Source organism: Neolewinella xylanilytica, assembly GCF_002934605.1.
Lineage (GTDB): Bacteria > Bacteroidota > Bacteroidia > Chitinophagales > Saprospiraceae > Neolewinella > Neolewinella xylanilytica.
Genome location: NZ_PTJC01000005.1, coordinates 1,556,637 through 1,578,332 on the forward strand (window position 1 = coordinate 1,556,637; position 21,696 = coordinate 1,578,332).

The 21,696-nt window shown below is 58.9% G+C and carries 21 protein-coding genes; 8 read left to right on the forward strand and 13 right to left on the reverse strand.

Annotation, left to right across the window (positions count from 1 at the left end; all coding sequences use genetic code 11):
- Positions 1-4: 4 nt before the first annotated feature.
- From rpsK to map, 5 genes are all read right to left on the reverse strand, one after another.
- Positions 5-403, reverse strand: a complete 399-nt coding sequence (gene rpsK / locus CLV84_RS06125; protein WP_104418840.1) for a 30S ribosomal protein S11 — start codon at positions 401-403, stop codon at positions 5-7.
- A complete protein-coding gene (gene rpsM / locus CLV84_RS06130; protein ID WP_104418841.1) occupies positions 403-780 on the reverse strand; it encodes a 30S ribosomal protein S13 in 378 nt (125 codons plus the stop codon). Before rpsM ends, rpsK begins: the two co-directional genes overlap by 1 nt.
- Positions 781-797: 17 nt before the next feature.
- Positions 798-914, reverse strand: coding sequence for a type B 50S ribosomal protein L36 (ykgO, locus tag CLV84_RS06135; protein WP_072010990.1), 117 nt, complete (start codon positions 912-914; stop codon positions 798-800).
- A gap of 36 nt (positions 915-950) precedes the next feature.
- The gene (gene infA, locus CLV84_RS06140) at positions 951-1,169 is read right to left on the reverse strand and encodes a translation initiation factor IF-1 (RefSeq protein ID WP_099105792.1); all 219 of its coding nucleotides are present in this window, start codon (positions 1,167-1,169) and stop codon (positions 951-953) included.
- A gap of 227 nt (positions 1,170-1,396) precedes the next feature.
- Entirely contained in the window at positions 1,397-2,275 is an 879-nt protein-coding gene (map, locus tag CLV84_RS06145) for a type I methionyl aminopeptidase (RefSeq protein WP_211295182.1), read from the reverse strand.
- A gap of 147 nt (positions 2,276-2,422) precedes the next feature.
- Between map and CLV84_RS06150 the strand changes: the two genes are divergently transcribed.
- The 4 genes from CLV84_RS06150 to CLV84_RS06165 all read left to right on the forward strand — a co-directional run bounded on the left by CLV84_RS06150 (position 2,423) and on the right by CLV84_RS06165 (position 6,568).
- The gene (locus tag CLV84_RS06150; protein WP_104418842.1) at positions 2,423-3,205 is read left to right on the forward strand and encodes a ParA family protein; all 783 of its coding nucleotides are present in this window, start codon (positions 2,423-2,425) and stop codon (positions 3,203-3,205) included.
- Positions 3,202-4,701, forward strand: a complete 1,500-nt coding sequence (locus CLV84_RS06155) for an ArnT family glycosyltransferase (protein WP_104418843.1) — start codon at positions 3,202-3,204, stop codon at positions 4,699-4,701. The genes CLV84_RS06150 and CLV84_RS06155 overlap by 4 nt, the downstream gene beginning before the upstream one ends.
- A gap of 127 nt (positions 4,702-4,828) precedes the next feature.
- Positions 4,829-5,188, forward strand: a complete 360-nt coding sequence (locus tag CLV84_RS06160; RefSeq protein ID WP_104418844.1) for a hypothetical protein — start codon at positions 4,829-4,831, stop codon at positions 5,186-5,188.
- Between the two features lie 51 nt (positions 5,189-5,239).
- Entirely contained in the window at positions 5,240-6,568 is a 1,329-nt protein-coding gene (locus CLV84_RS06165) for a sugar porter family MFS transporter (protein WP_104418845.1), read from the forward strand.
- 130 nt (positions 6,569-6,698) lie between these two features.
- Here CLV84_RS06165 and CLV84_RS06170 read toward each other — a convergent pair whose 3' ends face one another.
- Positions 6,699-7,853, reverse strand: coding sequence for a Gfo/Idh/MocA family protein (locus tag CLV84_RS06170; RefSeq protein WP_170067592.1), 1,155 nt, complete (start codon positions 7,851-7,853; stop codon positions 6,699-6,701).
- A 256-nt stretch (positions 7,854-8,109) separates the two neighbouring features.
- A complete protein-coding gene (secDF, locus tag CLV84_RS06175) occupies positions 8,110-11,178 on the reverse strand; it encodes a protein translocase subunit SecDF (protein ID WP_104419524.1) in 3,069 nt (1,022 codons plus the stop codon).
- Between the two features lie 279 nt (positions 11,179-11,457).
- Here secDF and CLV84_RS06180 point away from each other — a divergent pair, with 279 nt between their 5' ends.
- Complete coding sequence (locus CLV84_RS06180; RefSeq protein WP_104418847.1) at positions 11,458-12,150, forward strand: hypothetical protein; 693 nt, start codon at positions 11,458-11,460, stop codon at positions 12,148-12,150.
- On the opposite strand, the gene CLV84_RS06185 is transcribed toward CLV84_RS06180, so the two are convergent.
- Together CLV84_RS06185 and CLV84_RS06190 are read right to left on the reverse strand one after the other, a co-directional pair.
- Positions 12,121-12,732, reverse strand: coding sequence for a hypothetical protein (locus CLV84_RS06185; RefSeq protein ID WP_104418848.1), 612 nt, complete (start codon positions 12,730-12,732; stop codon positions 12,121-12,123). The two genes, CLV84_RS06180 and CLV84_RS06185, sit on opposite strands and share 30 nt — an antisense overlap.
- Before the next feature lie 109 nt (positions 12,733-12,841).
- Entirely contained in the window at positions 12,842-14,689 is a 1,848-nt protein-coding gene (locus CLV84_RS06190) for a glycoside hydrolase family 13 protein (RefSeq protein ID WP_104418849.1), read from the reverse strand.
- Between the two features lie 173 nt (positions 14,690-14,862).
- Here CLV84_RS06190 and CLV84_RS06195 point away from each other — a divergent pair, with 173 nt between their 5' ends.
- The gene (locus CLV84_RS06195; RefSeq protein ID WP_104418850.1) at positions 14,863-15,558 is read left to right on the forward strand and encodes a hypothetical protein; all 696 of its coding nucleotides are present in this window, start codon (positions 14,863-14,865) and stop codon (positions 15,556-15,558) included.
- Between the two features lie 232 nt (positions 15,559-15,790).
- Positions 15,791-16,351, forward strand: coding sequence for a hypothetical protein (locus CLV84_RS06200; RefSeq protein WP_146088735.1), 561 nt, complete (start codon positions 15,791-15,793; stop codon positions 16,349-16,351).
- A 6-nt stretch (positions 16,352-16,357) separates the two neighbouring features.
- Here CLV84_RS06200 and CLV84_RS06205 read toward each other — a convergent pair whose 3' ends face one another.
- From CLV84_RS06205 to CLV84_RS06215, 3 genes are all read right to left on the reverse strand, one after another.
- Entirely contained in the window at positions 16,358-17,101 is a 744-nt protein-coding gene (locus tag CLV84_RS06205) for an MIP/aquaporin family protein (RefSeq protein ID WP_104418852.1), read from the reverse strand.
- A gap of 115 nt (positions 17,102-17,216) precedes the next feature.
- Complete coding sequence (locus tag CLV84_RS06210; protein ID WP_104418853.1) at positions 17,217-17,858, reverse strand: response regulator transcription factor; 642 nt, start codon at positions 17,856-17,858, stop codon at positions 17,217-17,219.
- Positions 17,859-17,886: 28 nt separating this feature from the next.
- Positions 17,887-18,468, reverse strand: coding sequence for a CopD family protein (locus tag CLV84_RS06215; protein ID WP_104418854.1), 582 nt, complete (start codon positions 18,466-18,468; stop codon positions 17,887-17,889).
- Between the two features lie 274 nt (positions 18,469-18,742).
- Between CLV84_RS06215 and CLV84_RS06220 the strand changes: the two genes are divergently transcribed.
- Entirely contained in the window at positions 18,743-19,459 is a 717-nt protein-coding gene (locus CLV84_RS06220; protein WP_104418855.1) for a glycosyltransferase family 2 protein, read from the forward strand.
- A gap of 75 nt (positions 19,460-19,534) precedes the next feature.
- Here the strand turns inward: CLV84_RS06220 and CLV84_RS06225 are convergent, their stop codons facing one another.
- Positions 19,535-21,673: an insulinase family protein gene (locus CLV84_RS06225; RefSeq protein WP_104418856.1), complete on the reverse strand. Its 2,139-nt coding sequence runs from the start codon at positions 21,671-21,673 to the stop codon at positions 19,535-19,537.
- Positions 21,674-21,696 lie beyond the last annotated feature (23 nt).

Here is a 21,696-nt window from a genome sequence, read left to right on the forward strand (position 1 = left end):
TCGCTTAGACGCGACGACGCTTGGGCGGACGGCAGCCGTTGTGCGGCATGGGGGTTACGTCCTTGATCTTAGCTACACGGATACCGGCACCGTCGATGGCGCGGATAGCTGCCTCACGACCGCTACCCGGGCCCTTAACGTATACCTCGACGACGCGTAGACCGGCTTCGTAAGCTACGCGGGCGGCGTTGCCGGAAGCGACCTGGGCGGCATAGGGAGTGCTTTTCTTGCTGCCGCGGAATTTCTCCTTACCGGCGCTACCCCAGCTGATGACGTCACCGGCCTTGTTGGTGATCGAAATAATGATGTTATTAAACGAAGCCTGGATGTATACCAGCCCTTCGTTGTCTACTTTTACTTTGCGCTTCTTAACTACGCGGCTGCCTGCCTGTCTTTTGGCCATTACTTAGTCGCTTTTTTCTTGTTCGCTACGGTCTTACGCTTACCCTTACGGGTACGGGCGTTGGTTTGGGTACGCTGTCCGCGGAGGGGAAGACCCTTACGGTGACGGAGGCCACGGTAACAGCCGATGTCCATCAGGCGCTTGATATTCGTTTGTACTTCGGTACGCAGATCACCTTCCACCTTGTATTCGTTGGTGATGAGGTTGGAAATGGTCCGGATATCTTCGTCGGTCCAGTCCTGCACCTTGGTATCCTGTTCGACACCGGCGCGCTGGAGAATCTCCGCAGCGCGGGTATCCCCTACGCCAAAGACGTAAGTAAGACTGACGATGCCGCGCTTGTTACGCGGCAGATCTACTCCTGCAATTCTTGCCATAGTAACTCTAGCTTAGCTTATCCCTGACGTTGCTTGAACTTCGGGTTCTTTTTGTTAATAATGTAGACTTTTCCCTTGCGACGCACAATCTTGCAATCGGCCGAACGCTTTTTGACGGAGGGTCTGACTTTCATAGTAAGGTTAATTTACGACCAGCGGCAGTCCGAAGGCTATTTGTAACGGTAAGTGATGCGTCCGCGACTCAGGTCGTACGGACTCATCTCTACAGCTACCTTATCACCGGGAAGAATTTTGATGTAGTGCATCCGCATCTTGCCGGAGATCGTCGCCTTGATTTCGTGGTCGTTTTCTAGCCGTACCCGGAACATCGCGTTCGAGAGGGCCTCTTCAATCACGCCATCCTGCTTGATCAGGTCTTTTTTGGACATGTTTTAAATTTCGGAGGGCAAAGGTAAGATTATTTTCTTATCCGCCCAAATGGTTTACGGAGCTATTTTCCCTAGGTAAAGGTTTTTACCCCCTAAGTAGTTGAAAATAAGTAGGTAACCGCCAGCTTTACTGATTCGCTGCCGATCGGTTACCGCTTCACCGTCCTGTGGATCTGACCAGGGACGACCTTGCCAACCCCCCGCGCCGAAGCAAAAGGATAGCTCGCCTACCGGATTACCTCCACCGGTTGATAGACCGCCACCAGCGCCTCGTCGAGGTTATCGACGTATTTAAGGTTGTCGTTCCGGCGAATGGCCTCCTCGATGGGGCGGTGATCGCTCATCAGGTCGGCTGGTTCGCCGTCGGGCCGGATGGCGATGCTGTGCTCGTAGTGGGCCGCCGGGCTGCCGTCGACGGTAATGATGGTCCAGCCGTCCGCCCGACTCACCACGCTGCGTTTGCCCAGGGTGATCATCGGTTCGATCGCGATAATCAGGCCGGCCTTTAGGACGGGTCCCCGGCCACGCTTGCCGAAATTCGGTACGTCGGGGGCTTCGTGCAGGCTGCGGCCCAAACCGTGGCCGACCAACTCCCGTACGGCTCCGTAGCCACATTCCCGTTCGGTGTAGTGCTGGACCGCGTGGCTGATATCGCCTACCCGGTTGCCTTGCCGGGCGGCGTCGATGCCCAGGTAAAGGCTGTGTTTGGTTCGGCGGCAGAGGTCCATGATGGGTTCGGTCACGTCGCCAACGCAGAAGGTATAGGCCGCATCGCCGTAGAACTCGTCGACGACCGTACCACAATCGATGGAGAGAATATCCCCGTCCTCAAAAATCTGGTGCTCGTTCGGTAGGCCGTGAACGACCTCTTCGTTGCGCGATACCAGCAGGGTAGAGGGGCAGCCGTACAGTCCTTTGAAACCAGGTACCGCGCCGTGATCCCGGATGTACGTTTCGGCGAAGGCGTCAATTTCCTTTCCGCTCAGGCCGGGGCGAAGCATTTTGGCTACCTCGGTGAGGGTATCGCACACCAACTGGCAGGCCTTGCGGCTACGTTCGATCTCCTCAGGCGTCTTAAAAATCATCTTGCGGCCTTTGCGTGCCATAGTTCGCGGGGTTACGTATTGGGGTAGGTAACGCGGGAGGACAAAGGTAGTTGAAGTTTTGCTGTCGTGCATGGGGTCCGCCCCGCACCCGCGCCCCGGCGCCCCCCGCTCATGAAGTAGCGCGGCTAATTCATTACCTTCGCCGCCATGGGCAAAGTAGTTGCAATTGCGAACCAGAAAGGGGGGGTGGGGAAAACCACCACTACCATTAATCTAGGGGCGTCCCTGGCCATTCTGGAACGTAAAGTCCTCATCGTCGATGCCGACCCGCAGGCCAATGCGACCAGCGGGGTTGGCATACCCGCCGAAGACCTGGAAGCCAGCATTTACGAGGTGCTGATCAACGGCCTCGACGTCAACGAGGTCGTTTACGAGACGGAGACGCCAAACCTCCACATCGTCCCCTCCAGCATCAACCTGGTCGGGGCGGAGGTCGAGCTGATCAACCGCTTCCGCCGGGAAGACGTGATGCGCAACAGCATTATCGAGCCGTTGCGCCGGCATTACGATTATATTCTCATCGATTGCCTGCCGAGCCTGGGGTTACTGACCATCAACGCCCTGACGGCGGCCGACTCGGTGCTCATTCCCGTGCAGTGCGAGTATTTCGCCCTGGAGGGCCTGACCAAGCTGCAGAGTACCATTCAGCTCGTGCAGAAACAGCTAAATCCGAAGCTGGAAATCGAGGGTATCCTGCTGAGTATGTACGACCAGCGGCTGCGCCTGGCGAATATGGTGGTGGATTCGGTACGGGATACCTTCGGCGACGAAGCCTTCAAGACCATCATCCACCGCAACGCCCGCATCAGCGAGGCCCCGAATATGCACCTCCCCGTCGTAATGATCAATGCCGGTAGCCGAGGGGCGAAAAACTTCCTCAGCCTGGCCGAGGAATTTCTGCTTAAGAACGGCGAACGCATTACCCGGTGAGTAGAAAAAAACGTCGCAAGGCCAGCGTAAGTCAGTCCCCTAACCCCGGTCCGGTTCCGGCGTCGAGCCAGTGGCGTTTCTTCGTCTGGGCGTGCTGCTTCTTCTTCCTGGCCGCCCTCCTCGTCCAACTGGACGTGATGACCGCCTGGCCCGGAGGGGAAGGCTTTGCCCTGGCCCGGGCCCTGGATGCCGGCTGGGGCGACTACCTGCCCGCCTCGATCAACCACGTCCTGCTGCCCCTGGGCGACGCGCTTTCCGACGACCCCGATTCCCGCTTCCTGTTCCCCCGCATGCTCTCGGCCTTCTGGCTGGTGCTGGCCGCATTCTTTACGTATCGGTGGACGAGCCGCTTGTTCGGCACCCAGGTCAGCCAGTTGGCGCTCCTTTGCGCCGGGGCTTCCTTGTTCCTGCCGTTCTTCGGCAAGGTCGCCACGGCCGATACCCTGGCGTTGCTGGGCCACGCCGGCATGCTCTGGTCGTTGCTGCTGTACGCGCTGGCGAAAGACCAGCGGAAGATCTACGCCTTCGGGGTGTTCGTGCTGCTGGCAGCCATTGCCGCTCCGGTTTCCACCCTGCTGCTTTCCATGATGGTGGTGGTGCTGGCGGTCTTCCAACGTACGGACTACTCCTGGACTACCCCGGCCGGCGTGGCGGTCGGGATCAGCATGCTGGTGTTGCTCGTGCAGGGCCCCCAGGGAGCGAACACTTACTGGTATTACGGTCAGGAAGACAGCCGCGTATTGGACCTGCTCTACTACGGCCTGCTCGGTATGCTGCCGCTGGCGGGGTGGGTAATTGCCGGCTTCCGCGACCTCATCTTCAAAGCCCGCAATTTCGAACAGTTTTCCATGATCGTCGGCATGGCGATGGTCGTCACCCTACTGGCCCAGTCGCTGTTGTTTATGTACCTCGTCGCGCTGCTCGCCGGTAAGCAAATGCAGCTGTACTTCAGCGAACCGAACTACCCGTGGAAGGATTTCGTGCGGGCCACTTCGGTGGTTCAGTTGGTAGTGGCCTTCATCGGCGCGTTCTTGCTGCTTACGGGCGGGGCGATCTCCTTTCCCGGCGGGGGCTTCCGGGCCGCTCTGGGCATGGCCGCCGCCTACTGGATCTTCAGTCTGTTGGCGGTATTGGGCATCTTCGGCGACCGCCGGAATTTCGCGCTGGGTGGTTCCATCCTTTCCGGCATGCTCACGGTGATGTTTTTCTGGGTGCAGGTGTATCCCTACGTGGAGGTGGAGCGCTCCTGGCCCGAGGATTTGCTGTCGCAGGTAACGGAGCCGGCCACCCTGCAAATTCCCGACGAGGCCGACGAGAGCGAGCTCAGTACGGCCCTTCCGTACTTTCGCATGGCGGGTTGGGAGTTGGCGCAGGAAGGTAGCTACCGCCTTTCCATGGCTCCCGTTGCGGCCGATTCGTTGGAGGGCGCCGGCGCGCGGGTGCGGGGCCGTGCCATCCTTCAACCGCTCACCTTCGTCCTTTCCCCGGTGGAATAACGTCCGGCATTGTCGGAACCGTAAGGAATGCATCGCCCGCGGTAACCTATTTCCTTGGCCCGGCAGACCGCATATTTTTCGCCGCGAAACGGAAGAATCGGTGTAAGTTGCTCGAAACTTTGCGATCATGAAAAAAGAAACCATCGGGTTGATCCTGGTAGGCCTGGTTGGTCTGGCGCTCTTCGCCAGCGGGATGATGAAACTTTTCGCCCCACCACCGGAAGTCGTGGAATCCATGGGGTCGAACCTACCGCTGTTGGCCATCGTGGAGATCGGCACGGTCGTGGTCATGGCCATCCCGCGGACGCGACTGCTGGGCATCCTGCTGATGGCGAGTTACCTCGGGGGCGTCATCGCGTTCGAATGGCTACAGATGCCGGGCTTTCCGGTGGCGGGGGTTATCCTCAACACCCTACTTTACGTGGGCGCCGCGCTTTACCGTCCGTGGCTGACCAAGGGCGCTTATTCCGGTATCCCGACGGCCTAGGCTTATCTTTCCGCACCGCCGGTCTGGGCGGGATTAGTAAAATCATCGATCATGAATACAGCACGGGTCTGGACTTGGGCCATCACCGTCGCGCTGGGCGGCTTTCTTTTTGGTTTCGACACGGCCGTCATCAGCGGAGCGGAGAAAGCCATCCAGGCGGAATTCGGCCTGAGCGACCTGGCCATCGGTCAGATCGTGGCCATGGCCCTTTACGGCACCATTATCGGAGCGATCTTCGGCGGGGTGCCGGCCGACCGCTTTGGGCGCAGGGCTACGCTCATCGCCATTGCGGTGCTTTACCTCGTTTCCGCGGCCGGTTCGGCGCTGGCGGCGGACCCCCTGCAACTCAATATCTTTCGCTTCCTCGGCGGACTCGGGGTTGGGGCCAGCTCCGTGGTTGCCCCCATGTACATCACGGAAGTAGCACCGGCCGGGCAGCGAGGACAGCTGGTTGCGGCCTTTCAGCTCAACCTGGTCCTCGGTATCCTGGTAGCCTACTTCAGTAACTACCTGATCGTGAACGCCACAGTTACCATCGACTGGCGGTTGATGCTGGGGGTAGAAGTGGCGCCGGCACTGTTGTTCCTGATCCTGCTCTTTTTCGTCCCGCGCAGCCCCCGGTGGCTGCTCACTAAGGGGGGAAACCGGGCGGAGGCGCTGGATGTACTGATGCGCATCAATCCGGCCACCGCCAACGAGGAATTGCGTAAGATCGAGCAGTCCAATACGACCCGGGAAAAGGTCGCGCTGGCAAAATTCTTCAGCGGGAAGTACAATCGGCCGATCCTGTACGCCTTCCTGTTTGCCTTTTTCAACCAGGTATCCGGCATCAACGCGGTGATCTACTACGCGCCCCGCATCTTCGAAGCCGCGAATCTGGGCACGGAAAGTGCCTTCCTTTCGTCGGTGGGTATCGGTGTGGTAAACGTAATTTTCACCTTCATCGGGATGTACCTTATCGACCGCAGCGGACGCAAAACGCTGATGTACCTCGGATCATTCGGTTATATTATCTCCCTCTCCGCGGTCTCCTGGGCCTTTTACACCGATAACCTGGAGGGGTTGACCGTGCCCATCTGGCTATTCGTTTTCATCGCCAGCCACGCCATCGGACAGGGAGCGGTCATTTGGGTATTCATCAGCGAAATCTTCGGCAATGAGGTCAGGGGGCTAGGTGCTTCCCTAGGCAGTACTACGCACTGGATTTTTGCCGCCATCATCGGGGGCAACTTTCCTTTCCTGGCGGCTACGTTCGGTCAGGCGGCCATTTTCGCGGTTTTCGCCTGCTTCATGGTGGGGCAGTTGCTATTCGTTTATTTCCTGATGCCGGAGACGAAGGGGGTGGAGCTGGAAGATCTGCAGAAGGAGTTGGTGCGGTAGTCGCTCCCTTCGGTCGCGGTTAGTTCTTTAGTCGCTCCCTTCGGTCGCGGTTAGTTCTTTAGTCGCTCCCCGCGGTCGCGGGGAGCGACTAAACTACTACCCCGGAAGGCGAAGGCAGCCGACTACCGTATTACAACTTACTCCACTTCTCGGAGCGACGCGAGTTCTCCACCACGACCTCCACGAAGCGCATGCCGCGTAGTCCGTCCTCCACGGTAGGGAAGTCCGCTTCGATTTCGGTAGGTTGCCGTCCTTCCATGCGGGCCCGCAGGGTGGCGGCGAAGTTTTTGTAGATGTTGGCGAATGCTTCCAGGTAACCCTCCGGATGGCCGGGGGGCGGTACACGCTGGGCGGCCACCGCGGCGGGGTCCAGTTCACCGACGCCGGTACGGTAGTGGATAGCGGGTTGCTCGTGCCGTTTGTAGATCAGGGTGTTCGGTTCTTGCTGGTGCCATTCCAGGCCGCCGGTTTCGCCCCATACGCGGATGTTGAGGCCGTTTTCCTCACCTACGGCAATCTGGGAACAATGCAACAGGCCTTTGGCTCCGTCCTCGAAGTGAAGCAGGATGTTGGCGTCGTCGTCCAGTTGGCGGCCTTCGACGTAGCTGGTCAGGTCGGCGCAGACTTCGGTTACCTTCAGGCCGGTGACGTATTCCGCCAGGTTCTCGGCGTGGGTGCCGATATCGCCCATGGCACCGCCAAGGCCGGATTTGCTGGGGTCGCTGCGCCAGCTGGCCTGTTTGTTGTCCGTGGCTTCCTTCTTATCCGCCAACCATCCCTGGGGGTATTCGACTACGATCTTGCGGATCTTGCCGAGTTTGCCGTCGCGCACCATCGCTTTGGCCTGTTTGACCATCGGGTAGCCGGTATAGTTGTGCGTCAGGGCAAATACCAATCCCGTTTCGTTCACCAGAGCTACCAATTCCCGCGCCTCGTCGACACTGAAGGCCAGGGGCTTATCGCAAACGACGTGGAAGCCGTTCTGCAGCGCCAGCTTGGCCGGACCGAAGTGAACGTGGTTGGGCGTGACGATGGAAATGAAATCCATCCGCTCTCCCTCGGGAAGCTCCTTCTCCTTTAGGATCATCTGCTCGTACGATCCGTAGACCCGGTTCGGTGGGAGATAAAAATCCTCTCCGCTTAAACGGGATTTCTCCGGATCCGAGCTGAACGCGCCACACACCAACTCGATCTGCTGATCGATCGCCGCGGCTATGCGGTGTACACCACCGATGAAGGCGCCACGTCCGCCACCTACCATTCCCATTCTTAATTTCCTTGCCATTCGTTGCATGATTTTTTACGGTGGCAAGTATAGGGAAAAGATGGTTGTCGCGGTGGGATAGGTGGCGAACTGGCGGTCGGCGGTGGAAGCACGCGTTGAGGGCCTCGTACTTTTCCGCTTACCGGGAAGGACAACACGTCGAAGTGTCGCCGTACGCGGTAGGCGACCGGTGAGGATGCGGACCAACGAAAAACCCCGCCAGGAAACAAGTCCTGGCGGGGTTTCAATCAGCCATGCTGTGGGAGGTCAGCAGTGCCTACGTAGTTACGGGTGATTCTGCTTCGGTCTTCACCGTCTTGACTTCCTGCTCGTCTGTCAGGTCGTACACGATAGGGGTAGCAATGAAAATCGAAGAATACGTACCGACCACGATACCCACCAGCAGGGCAAAGGCGAAGCCCTTGATGCTCGCTCCCCCGAAGAGGAACAGCACGAACACCACCAGTATAGTCGTGAAGGACGTCATGACCGTCCGGCTGATCGTACTGTTGACGGCCAGGTTGATCATGGTCTTCTTATCCTGGCTGACGTGGTTGTTCAGATACTCCCGGATCCGGTCGAATACGATCACGGTATCGTTGATGGAATAACCGATCACGGTCAGGATGGCGGCGATGAAGGCCTGGTCGACCTCCATGTTGAAGCCGATCCAGCCCCAGCATGCCGCAAAAATACCCAGCGTAATGATGGAATCGTGAAAAAGGGCGACTACCGCACCCGTTGAGAAGCGTTTGCCCTTGAAGCGGAGCAGCAGGTACAGGAAGATGCCCAGCAGGGCGATCACGCCGGCCCATAGCGCCGAGCGCTTGATGTCGTCGGCGATCGTTGGCCCTACCTTGCTAACGCTGGTGATGTGCGTTCCACCGTCGGATTCGATATTGCCGAATTCTTCCAGGGTCAGGGCGGTATTACCGGTCGCTTCCACTACGCCTTCGTAGAGGGCTGCCAGTACGATATCCTGCGGCTCCTGGTCGTCGATCAGGCCGGTTTCGTTCACCAGGTAGTTGGTGACGATGTTGTAGGTATTATCCGTGTCTACCGATTTGATGGTCGGGGTACCCTGGAAGGGACCTTCCAGACTGGTACGCAGTTCCTGGGCGGTGACGTTCTCCTCCAGAACGACGGTGTAGCTGTAGCCCCCCTTGAAGTCGACCCCGAGGTCGAAGCCACGGACCAGGATAGCCACGATGGACAGTGCCACCAGAATGCCGCTGAAGGTATAGGCGGCTTTCCGCTTGCTGAGCCAGTCGATATTCACATCGGCAAATAGGTCCTTGCTACCGCCCGTCCAGAAGGTCATCGTGCCCTTCTTTTCGACCCAGTAATCCACCAGGAGGCGACCCACCAGTACGGCCGTGAACACCGAAGCCAAGACACCCACGATCAGCACGACGGCAAAGCCCTTGATCGGGCCGAGGCCGAACCAGGCCAGTACGGTAGCAACCAGAATGGTGGTCACGTTGGCGTCGATGATCGCGCTGTAGGAATTGCCGAAACCATCCCGGACGGCCTGGGGCACCGTTTTGCCCGTGCGCAGTTCCTCCCGCACCCGCTCGTAAATGATTACGTTCGCGTCTACCGCCATACCGATGGTCAGCAGGATGCCCGCGATGCCCGGCAGGGTCAGTACGGTTCCTAGGCTAGCCAGGGCGCCGAAGATGAATACCAGGTTAAGCAGCAGCGAAATGATGGCTACGATACCCGCTCCACCGTAGTAGAACAGCATGAAGGCGAGCACGAGGCTAAAACCGATCAGCAGCGCCGTAATGGAGCTGGTGATGTTGGCCTCACCCAGCGAGGGGCCGACGATGCTTTCCTGGATGATCTCCGTACGGGCGGGCAAGCGGCCTACCTGCAGGATATTGGCGAGGTCGGTGGCTTCCTGTACGGTGAAGTCGCCGGTAATGCTGGTGCTTCCGCCGGTAATCGCGCCGTTCACGCGGGGAGCGGATACCACCTGGCTATCCAGCACGATCGCCACCTGGCGGTTGCCGGCATTGGCGGCTTCGGTGGTCATGCGGGCCCAGATGCGGCTGCCCTCGGAGTTCATGCTGAGGTTGACGGCGACCTGGCCGTTCGGATCGGGGCCGCTGCTGGCCCGGGTCACGTACTCGCCGGTCAGGGGCGCTTCGCCGCCGCGGGGGAGGTTCAGTTGGTAAAGCGGGTACAGCTCCACCGCGTCACCGCCCTGGTCGCCGAAGTCGAGCGGCCGATCCGCCCAGCGGTAAATGGCGTTGCGGGGGAAGAGGCGGGCGATCTCCGGGTCGCTGAGGTAGTTGGTTACCGCAGCGCGGTCACCCGCCGTGGCTACGCCGACCACCGCCGGGCCCAGGTTACCCTGGTTGGGCGTCAGGACGCTGAACAGCGGGCCGGCCGTCTGCCGGGGCACCTCGCGCTCCTCGACGGAGGCAATGCTGTCGGGCAGCAGGTTGCCGTCAGCGTCCGTGGCGTAGATGGTGTCCAGCACGATCTCCGTGGTGGAGAAGTCGGCGCTGTCCTGGCCTTGCGCCAATGCTTGCCGGCGGGCCAGCAATTCATCGGCCTGGATCAGGGCGTTGACGCTGGCCTGGTCGATGTTAACGACGTCGTAGAATTCCAGGTTGGCGGCAGCTTGCAGGAAGCTGCGCGCCCGCTCGGGGTTCTCGACTCCCGGTAATTCGACCAGGATGAGGTCGCGCTCGGCGTCGAGGCTGACGTTCGGTTGCACCACGCCGAGTTCGTCGATCCGCTTGCGCAGCATGACGTACGTCAAATTGACCGTTTCGTTGGCTTTTTCCCGCAGGATGCGGAGCACCTCGGCGTCGGAGGTGTTGATGCCGATCTGGTCGCGCAGGGCGTCGTTCCGGCCGAAGATGGTGGCCAGCTGTTGGTCGCCGGCGCGTTCCATCCAGGCGTCGCCGAATAGCTCGATAAAGTCGGCGTCGGCGGTTTGCTGAGCTTGGGAGGCTGCATTGAGGGCTTCTTCAAAGGTGGGGTCCTTGGTATTGCGGGCCAGGGTTCGGAGGAACTCCCGGAGATCCACCTGGAGGACGACGGACATGCCGCCCTTTAGGTCCAGGCCGAGGGCCAGCTGTTGGGCCTTGAGATCCTGGTAGGTGTACGATTTAATGAGCGGAAGTCGGAAGACCTCCTGGTCGGAAATGCTGTCCAGATAGGACGCGCGAGCAATGCGGTAAGCTTCGCCTGAGTCTTCTCCCGTGAGGTTTTGCGCGTACTCGTCCGCGTCATTTTCCACCGCGTTGGTGGGGATGACGAAGAGGTACTGTGCAACCGTCACGAGGATCATGACCACAAGGAAAAACTTGATAAGTCCCTTGCCTTGCATAGTAAAGAATTTAGGTTCCGGCGGTGCCGCCGTCGGAATCGGGCGGACCACCACGTTGAAGAAGATGGTGAAACCTTTCGCCGTCGGGGCCTCCCAGACCCGGGCCTGCGAAAGGGGCCGCAAATATACGGTTCAGCCGATTACTAAATTGTTCGCCCCCCGTCAGGCTTTTGCGGGAAGTCGGCCTCCCTACGTGACCTTTTAACGATTCTCCGTCTAGGAATACCGCACAACCCCGGCTGCCCGGGGGTTTTATAGCTTGCTTCTAATCCTACCTGAATGACATCGCACCTGCGCTTCGGCGCAAAATTTTTCTTGCTCCTCGGTCTGTTGAGTACCTCCTTTCGGGGGGGCGCCCAGTCTCCTCTCGACGTAGGCGTTCACCTGACGCCCCAGGTTCGCTACATCACCTCGTCACCCGCCGATCTGCGCCAGACGACCATTCCGACGGTCGGTGAAGACGGCCTGGCCGTAGGTTTCGGCGGCGGCGGCTACCTGGAATACGAGTTCGCCCCCGGCTGGTCCGCCCGGGGTGGGGTTGACTTCTCGTACAAACGCAACCACTATACCGTCAAACGGACCTTCACGGAGACCGGTGAAGTAGTCGAAGGGCACAATCGCATCGCCTACGCGAGCATCGAAGTGCCGGTTTCGCTGGTCTACCACTTCGACTACCTCCGCCACGACAACCGCTACCTCATCGGGGTCGGTACTACGCTCAACCGGTGGAACGGCGCCCCGACCTTCCGCACGCGGTTTTTTCGGAAGGGTACGGTAGATGAGCCCGTCTCGGTAGCCAAGCACACTTTCACCGTGTTCGGCGGCTACGAGCATCCGGTTTCCCGGGCCTTCGTACTGAGTTTCGAACCCTACTTGACCTACGTGCCCAGCGAGTTTCTTCTGGAAACCGCCAGTCGCTCGAAAATTTTCCTGGAAAGCGGACTATCCGTTCGCCTCCGCCTCGACAACTGAGACCATCCCGTCGGTCCAGTCTTGCCACTGCATTTTACTGATGCCGACCTTACCCGCCAGGGCTACCGCTTCGTTCCGCAGCCGGTCGAGCACCGGCCCGTCGTGCACGTTCGGCCGCTCGTTCCGCCCGTGCACCTCGGCCGTTACGCACTGGCCGATTTGCCTGACGATAAAAGTGTTGGTGGCTCCTTCCGCGTAGAAGTGGGCGATGGTCCGGTCGTTGCCTGCCGGATTGGCGCATGGGGTAATGGTCAGGGACGCCCAGGGGGTGGGTACTTCTCCCGCGTTGATGGCCGTGATTCGCACCCAGTCGTAGCCGGCCCCCGAAGGACTACCCGGCCCCACCAGGTCGATTCGGATGAAGTCGCCGGGCCGCGGTGGTCGCTGCACGGGCTCGCCACTATCGCCGCATAGCCGAAATTCCGTACGGATGCCATCGTTCAGTTCTTTCCAACGATCGATTTCGTACAGCCGGGTGCTGAGCTGCTCGAAGGCTTGTCCGGCGCCGCTATCGAGGCAGTGCATGCTTACCGTATCGTGGTGGCTGCCTTCCCGGCGGCCTGGTATGTCGGCGGTTGTCATATGCGGTGGTTTGGGCGCCGGAGCGCGGGAATAAAGATCCCGGTGGAAGCAGTACGGACCAGCTCTTTCCATCCCCTTAACACCGGCGAAAGTGATTTGTGCCGCCGGCTTAGCGGAGGATCAATACCGTGGCCGCGCGGGCCGGTACGGTCAGGCCGCCGGACAGTTGGTGTACCTCCCCGTCGAGGGTTTCCCCGGTAGTGGCGGAACCGAAGAGCTCCCGGTAGCGGTCGAGCGGCAACGTTACCTCCGACGTGTTTTTGTTTAGGATTACCGCTACCCGCCCGCCGTCGTCGTCGAGTCGGCCGTAGACGTACACTCCGTCCTGAGGGGCGAAGTGCAGCGTACGGCCCCGGGCGATGACCGCCTGGTCCTTCCGCCAGCGAAGCAGTTGTCTCAGGTAGGCCTGCACTTCCCGTTGCTCGGCCGATAATCCCGAACCGGAAAAGGCACTGACGGCATCGTCCGCCCAGCCGCCGGGCATGTCGGCGCGGATCACCCCGTGGTCTCCGGGCGCCCCGTCATTATTCAGCAGCACTTCCGACCCATAATAAAACTGGGGGATGCCCCGCACGGTGGCTAAGTAGGTCAGGGCCATCTTGATGGCGGCCACGTCCCCGTCGAGTTGGGTGGCCAGCCGGTCCATGTCGTGGTTTTCGGCAAAGACCATTACGGAAAGCGGGTCGGCGTAGAGGAAGTCCATGGCCAGGGCCTCGTAGAGTTTGATGAGTCCGCGGTCCCAACCCTCTTCTTCCTGGAGTGCGGCGATCAGCGCCGCTTGCTGGGGGAAGTCCATGACGCTCGGCAGGCACGAACGATACCCGTCACTGTTTTCCTTACCGCGCTGCCAATAGGCAACGATGGCCGGTTCGTACGACCATTCCTCGCCGACGATGGAGAAGTCGGGGTATTCGTTCATGATCCGGCACGACCATTCGGTCAGGAAATCGGCGTCGGGGTAGGGGTAGGTGTCCTGGCGAACGCCGCCCAATCCGAGCGTCTCTACCCACCAGATGCTGTGCTGGATCAGGTAGCGGGCCAGGAAGGGATTGCGCTGGTTGAGGTCGGGCATGGTGGGAACGAACCAACCGCCGATCATCAGCTCATGGTCGACCTCGGCGGCGTAGGGGTCCTGGTGGACGGTCCGTCGATGATTGGTCACCTCGGGGTTGTCCTGGAAATTCAGCCAGTCGGAGAAGGGCAGATCCTCCATCCACCAGTGCCCGGACCCGCAGTGATTGACGACCTGGTCCATGATGAGTTTGATGCCCCGCTCCCGGGCGGCTTCGGCCAGGTCGATGTAATCTTTCAGGGTGCCGAAACGGGGATCCACGGCGTAGTAATCGGTGATGGCGTAACCGTGGTAGGACCATCCAGGCATATCGTTTTCCAGCACTGGACTGGGCCAGACGGCGGTGAAGCCCATATCAGCGACGTAATCCAAGCGGTCGGTGATGCCCCGGAGATCGCCGCCGTGGCGGGCGAATCCGGCGGTGCGGTCCACGAGCCCTTCCCGCATACCGGCTACCGAGTCGTTTTCCGGCACGGCGTTGGCGAAGCGGTCGGGGGTGATAAGGTAGATCGCGTCCGCGGAAGTGAAACCCGCAAAGGACTCCGGGTCGCGGGCGCGGGCCTGGATGGGGTAAGCGTGGGATTGGACGAGCCGGCCATTCCGCGTAAAGCGTAGTTCGATTTCCCGGGCCGGTGCGTTCGGCGAAATCGCTAGGTCCACAAAGAGGTAATTGGGGCTGTCGGCGGAGTGGGTAGCGGTCACGGCTACGCCCTCGGCTTCCACTTCGACCTGCAGGGCTCCCACCTCCGCGCCATGAACGAGGAGTTGCAGGGTAGTGTCGTGCATGCCGGTCCACCAGTTCGGGGGCTCCACCCGTAAATCCTGGGCGGATAGGGATGCTGCGAGTAGCAAGGCTATGGGAAGCAGGTGCCGAGTAAGGTGCATGGTAGGGACTTTCTGAGCGGAAGGTACACTTCCGGCTTGGATGGGCTATTCAAGCCTATGTATGGACAATTCAATCTTTAACATTTAATTTTCCGGTAAAGCCGCCTCCGTTTACATCTATTGGAAGGGTGACTTGTTGCACTGGTAGAACGACCCCATCCAAAATTCGCAGAATGCCCAACCAATATTTGAATTGGTCAATCATTTTTAGCGCGCTATTCTTCCTGTTTTCACCTATTTCGACGGTTACCGCCCAACAGCGGCTCGATCTGGGCGTAGTGGGTGGTCCCGAAGTTAACTTCGTGGGGTCCGAACCTCGGCAGAGCGAGTTGTCCCGCATTCAGACCATCGGGGAAGCCGGAACCGCAGTCGGATACTTTCTTGGCGCGTATTTAGAGTATGAAGTGTTGGGTGGCCTGTATGTACGGGGCGGACTCAACTACAGCCGAAAGCGGTACAGCTACGCCGTTTCTCGCGGGCTGCCCGAACGAGGGGATGTTTCTTACGGGCAAAACCGTATCGTGTATACCGCCATTGAGGTTCCGTTAGCGATCCTTTACCGTTTCCCTTATTTACCGAACAACGACCGCTTTCTTGTGGGCTTGGGTGGGGTAGCTGACCGCTGGGTAGGCGATCCGCAGGTGAAAACGGATTTTCTGCCCGGAAGCGCCGATCGGTCGTACATCCGGGAAGCGCACCGCTCCGTGAATTTTTTTATTGGCTACGATCATTACCTGTCCGACCGCTTTGTCATCGGCATCGAGCCTTACCTCTCTTATTCCCCTACCGAATTCCTGTTTGAGACAGAAACCATCAGTGCCAACCGCGTACAGGGTGGGATTGCCGTAAGGATTCGCTTCGACAACTGATCGGGGCGCGCCTTCGCCGGGCCGTCGAAAACTCTTAACATCGTACTAAGGAAAGTTAGTTGTGAGTTAGAAGGAAGACATTCATTCTTCCCAAAAAACTCCTGCCTCTATGCGGCAATTGCTACGCTATTCTACCGTATTCGTGTTTTTTCTTGGATTACAGTTTAGCCCACTCGGGGCGCAGACTAGGCTATCGTATGGATTCCATCTCTCTCCGGAGGTGAATTATATCATGTCCACGCCTAAATCAAGCCGCGATAAAAAGCTGACCACCGGCAAGTCCGGGATGGCTGCATCCGCCAGTCTGGGAGGCTATTTGGAATACGAGCTGATCCCGAACATCTACCTCCGCGGCGGCATGAACGTTGCCGTCCGCCGGCATTACTACGAAGTGGAGCGCCGCTTCGAGGAGACCGACGAAATAGCGATGGGAGAAAACAAGGTGACGTACTACGCCATCGAGATGCCCGGCGCCATCGTGGCCCGAACCAATTTTATGAAAAAGAACGACCGCTTTCTCATCGGAGTCGGTGGCGTACTCAACCGCTGGATCGGCGATCCCTGGATTGAAAACAGTTTCATAAACGGGAGCGCCAACCCCGAGTATCGCACCTTCGCCAAGCAGACCGTTACCGGCTTCATTGGCTACGAATTCGAGCTGTCGCGCCATTCCTCGATGTCCATCGAGCCGTATCTTTCCTACACTCCGACCAGGTTCTATTTCGAAAATTATTCTTACGCCGACGTGAAAGCCGAAGGCGGTATCTCCTTCCGCGTCCGCTTCGATACCTAGGACAGGTTACAGCGCTACCGGCACCAGATGCCAGAGTGCCGCTGCCGCAGTTGCCCCGAGCATGGGCCCGACCACCGGGATCCACGCGTACGACCAGTTGCTATCGCCCTTATTCGAGAGCGGTAGGGTGGCATGGGCAACGCGCGGCCCGAGATCGCGGGCCGGATTGATGGCGTAGCCGGTCGGTCCGCCCAGGCTCAGACCGATACCCAGTACGACCAGGGCTACGGGCAGGGCATCTAATGCACCGAGACTTCCCGCGTCCTCACCGAATTTAGGTCCGGTGATGTAGAGCACGGCAAAGACGAGCACGAAGGTTCCGATCGCTTCGGTGAGGACATTGGATACCGCATTCGGAATGGCCGGATCGGTACTGAAGGTCGCCAGTATTTTCCCCGGGTCGTCCGTGGCACGGTAGTGGTCCCGGTAGGCCAGGATCACCAGCGCTTGACCGACGAAGGCCCCGGCAACCTGCGTCAGGAAGTATCCCGGTACCAGTGCCCAGGAAAATTTCCCCGCCCATGCCAGCCCGAGCGTAACCGCCGGATTCAGGTGGGCCCCGGAAAGGGGAGCCGTAATAAATACCGCCGTGAATACGGCAATGGCCCAGGCGAAGGTGATCGAAATAAGACCGCCGTCGTGCCCCTTGGTTTTGTCCAGCAGCACGTTGGCCACTACGCCGTTACCGAGCAGAATGAGGATGGCGGTGCCGATGAATTCACCTAGGTAAGCAATGGTAGCTGTTGTCATGATCGAACGCTAAACGGGTAAACCGAATGCTGATCGGTCGAAGGAAGCGCTCCGACCGGTAATTTCCCTCCAGTATACGCAGAATCAGCGTTTCAAAGCCAGACCGGCCTCCCATTCATATTTCCCCCTTCAGTTTTTTGTGTACTACCTCCATTTTGGAGTTCACCTGCAGTTTGCGGTAAATATTCTTGATGTGGTCGCGGACGGTTTCGATGCTGATGTCCAGCCGCTCGCCGATCTCACGGTAGCTCAGGTTGTCTACCAGGCCCTGTACGATTTCGAGTTGCCGCGACGTCAGTTGGTCGGCTACGTTGACGGTCGACTTTTTGCGCTGCTGATTGTGGAAGGCCACTACCTGCCGGGCGATACTGGGGCTCATGTAGCTACCTCCCCGGTTTACGGTGTGCACCGCGTCGCGGATAATGGTGGGGTTGACCCGTCGCTTCGAGATGTACCCCACGGCCCCCGCCTGCAACGCCCGGAAGATGTTATCGCTCTCATCGCTGTTGGTCAGCATGATGATGTCCATTGCCGGCCAGCGCTCCAGCAGCTTGGGAATTCCGGCGATGCCGTTCATTCCCGGCAGCATAATGTCAAGGAGTAGCGTGTTCAGTGGGCTACTGGCTGGCAAGCGGGTCAAAAACTCTTCTACGCTGGTCGCTGCCAATTCTACCCGGACTTCCCGGTTGCCCTCGAAGCATTCCTCGACACTGGCGAGCATGATCGGCTCGTCTTCAATTATACCCAAATGGATCATTCCTGTTGTAGTTAGTTACGGGTCTAAGTTATTCGGTGGATGCCCGACGGTTGCGGTAAGCTACGGCCCCGCGGTACACCAATAGGCAGAAGAGCAATACACCGATTCCAAGGTACAGATAACTTAGCTCACCGACTTTGCCGTAAATCACTATAAATACGATACTTACCAGAAAGAACGTGGGGACCTCATTCCACAACCGTAGCTGCCAGGTCGAGAAGGGGCGTTCGCCGGAGCGCATCGGTAGCATCAATTTTCGTTTGGTATACACCTGGTAGACCGTCAGCCCGACTACGGCCGCTAGTTTGACCGCAAGCCAACCGGGCGTCCCACTGATGAAATAGTCGGGATTTACGGCAACCATCACTAACCCACCAGTCCAGGTAACCATCATGGCAGGGTTGGTAATGATCCGATACACCCGGTCTTCCATCCCGATGTATTCCCGTTGGAGAATTTCCGCCCGTAAGGCACCGTCCGGTGCACCGTCACTAGGCAGCCGATCCGTCTCGGCGTGATTCACCAACAGCCGGCCCAGAAAGAAGAGTCCGGCGAACCAGCTGACGAATCCGATAACGTGGAGCGCTTTGGCGAAAAGGATCAGGTCCATAGACCGCAAAACTACGGTACCCGTGTTCGCCATCGCTCAATTTCGCGTCAAAAGAACGGGCTTACAGCGTCTCCCGGGGTTAAGTGTTAAGGACGAATCTTTGCCGAACATGGTCCCTTACCCCGCCGTTTACGCACCGAATGCAAGGGGTTTGGGCCCCGGCATGGGCTACCTAGTAACAATCAACTATCTGATATCCGTTTTATGAAATTTGACGAGCTTTGCGGCAAGTTATTCGTAGTTCTGCTACTCATCGCGCTCTTGTACGCATAATGTGAAACCTGCTTCCACGCTTTCTATCGTTGTACCCGCCTTTAATGAAGCGGCAACCATTCACCGCATCCTCGATCGGGTGAAAGCCGTGGAGTTGATCGGTAATCTGCAAAAGGAAATTCTGATTATCAATGACTGCTCCACCGACGATACCGAAGGGGCCATCGATCGCTATGTCCGGCAGAACCCCGATCTGAACATTCGCTACCACCGCCATCCCCAAAATCTCGGAAAGGGTGCCGCCCTGCATACCGGTATCCGCCTGGCAACGGGAGAGTACCTCATCATTCAGGACGCAGATCTTGAGTATGATCCCCGGGAATACAACGAATTACTGCAACCCATTCTCGATGGCTTCGCGGACGTAGTCTACGGCAGTCGGTTTCAGGGAAGTAAGCCCCACCGCATCCTCTTTTTCTGGCATACGCTGGGCAACAAGTTTCTGACCACCCTCAGCAATGCCTTCAACAACCTGAACCTGACGGATATGGAGACCTGCTACAAGCTGTTCCGTACCCGGCAGTTACAATCGCTCGTTCTGCGGGAGCAGCGGTTCGGCTTCGAGCCGGAAGTAACGGCCAAGATCAGCCGCATTCCGGGCATCCGGATTTACGAAGTCGGTATCAGTTATTACGGGCGTACCTACCAGGAAGGAAAGAAGATCGGTTGGCGCGATGGCTTCCGGGCGATCTACTGCATCCTGAAGTACGGTATGTAGACCGACCCATAAAAAAGCAGCATGGGCGCTCATTGGCTCATGCTGCTCTTTTTTAGGACACGCCTTTTGTTACGGCTAATCGATGGTAAAGATTTCCGGATCCAACTCCGTATTCACTTCCACGGAAGTAGCCGACAGCTCGATCGGGAAAGGTGCCATACCCGTCAGGGTCATTTGGTGGGGGAAAAGTATCCCCCGCACCGGCTGATAGTCGGAATAGCGCTGGGTGAGCGTCTGCGGGCCCTGGCTCCGGATCGTTTGCACTTTCAGCATGGTCTCCGCGTCGTAGTACTCGCGTACCGGGCCACCCGCACCGTTCACGACGAGCACGACGGCCTGCTTGCCATCCACCATTTCCGTACCCTCCAGGGTGACATCGGACAGGTTTTCGAGGTAGTTGGCTTCCGGGAAGATCACGGCCTGTTCCGCCAGGGCCTGTACGGCCGCTTCCGGTAGTTCAACGGCCTGTCCCATCTGCTTGACCTGTGCCTTGCCGGCCGCATACCGCTGGTCGGCCACGACCATGCCGCTCATGCTGGTCTGGCTGCTCATCCTGCCGTCGCTGGTGGTAGTCATGGACTGGGAGAGGGTTTGCCCCTGAACGGATCCCTCCAGCATCATGGAAACGTTCTCCAGGGCCAGCGCCTGTTCCTTGCCGCCGATCGCGTCGAAGTACCCGTTCAGTACCTGTTCCGCGGTCAGATCGGTTGGTGCAGCGGTTTCCGTCCTATCCACTGGTTGCCCGTTCACGTCATAGTAGTTCACGGTACCGCTGGTAGCGAAGCGGGCGAGTTTGTCGGCTACGGAGGGGTCGCCCACCACGATGATGTTCGTATTGCCGGCGGTAACGATATCGTTGGCTACCTCGGCCACGTCGTTGAGGCTGCTGTTCTGTACCACCTGGAGGTATTCCGGGTAGAAATCGCGGTCCAGATCGTAATGGACGGTATTCAGTGCATAACTGGCTATCCGTTGGGGGCTCTCCAGCGCACGGCCGAAGGAACCCATCGTCCGGGCCTTGGCCACGGCCAGTTCCGCGGAGTCTACCGGCTCGTCCGTCAGGCGCTCCAGTTCGTAGAGGAATTCCGCCACGGCCGAATCCGTCACCTCATTGCGGACGCTAGCGTAAGCGCGAAAACTACCCACCCGGGGATCGTCGCTGATACTGCTATACGCGCCGTAGGTGTAGGCTTTGTCTTCGCGCAGGTTCGACAGCAACCGGCTGTTGAAACCACTGCCCAATGCCTGGTCCACTAGGCCCGCGCGGATGGACGCTTTCGTACCAGGCTCCAGTTCCACGGGGTGGGAAACGATGATGTTGGATTGAACCGATCCGGGGCGGGAAACGAAGTTGACCGTTACGCCATCGGGCCGCTGGGGAGTAGGGAACTCCGGAACGGCCACGTCCCGTTCCTCCCAATCGCTGAAATGCTCCGTCGCCAGGCGGCGGGCTTCTTCCGGACGGAGGTCGCCTACCATCACCAGGTAGCTGCGGTTCGGTACGAAGTACGTGTCGTAGACCGACTTCACTACCTCCAGGTCGATCGAATCGAGGGTTTCCTGCGTCATCTGCTCTCCGTAGGGGTGATTGGTGCCGTAGGTGATCGCCTGGCTTACCCGTCCGGCGATGGCGTCCGGGCTGGTGACCTGCTGAGCGAGGGCCGCACGGGCGTCTTCCTTCACCTTCGCGAATTCAGACTCCGGGAATTCGGCGTTCAGGATCACCTTGCTCATGAGGTCGATCACTTCCTCCTTGTATTTGCTGATGGTAGAGGCGTAGGCCCCGGCCCCGCTGGTGCTCAGATTGGCGCCGATGAAGTCGACGGCCTCGTCGATCTCTTCCTTGGTCATGTCGGTCGTTGCGCGACGGAGCATACTGCCCAGGAGTTGCTGTGCACCTGCGTACGCGCCCTCTAAATGCGGCGGAACGTCCACGAAAAGCTGGTAGCTGACCCGGGGGAGCTTGTGGTTTTCGACCAGGACTACGGTGAGCCCGTTATCCAGTTCGAATTCCTCGAAATCGCCCAACTGAATCTCGGGCGCCGGTCCGGGCTCGGGGGCCGTGGCTCTGAAATCTTCGTTGGCCACCGGTGCCGCGGTTTGGGTGGGCGGCGGGGGCGCGGGTTCCGTGCCGGTGGTAGCCGGCTTGGGTGTCCCGCAAGAGAAACCCAGCAACAGAAGCAGGATTGCCAGGGGAAAATATAATCGTTGCATGGTATAGAATTCTTGGTGAGGGT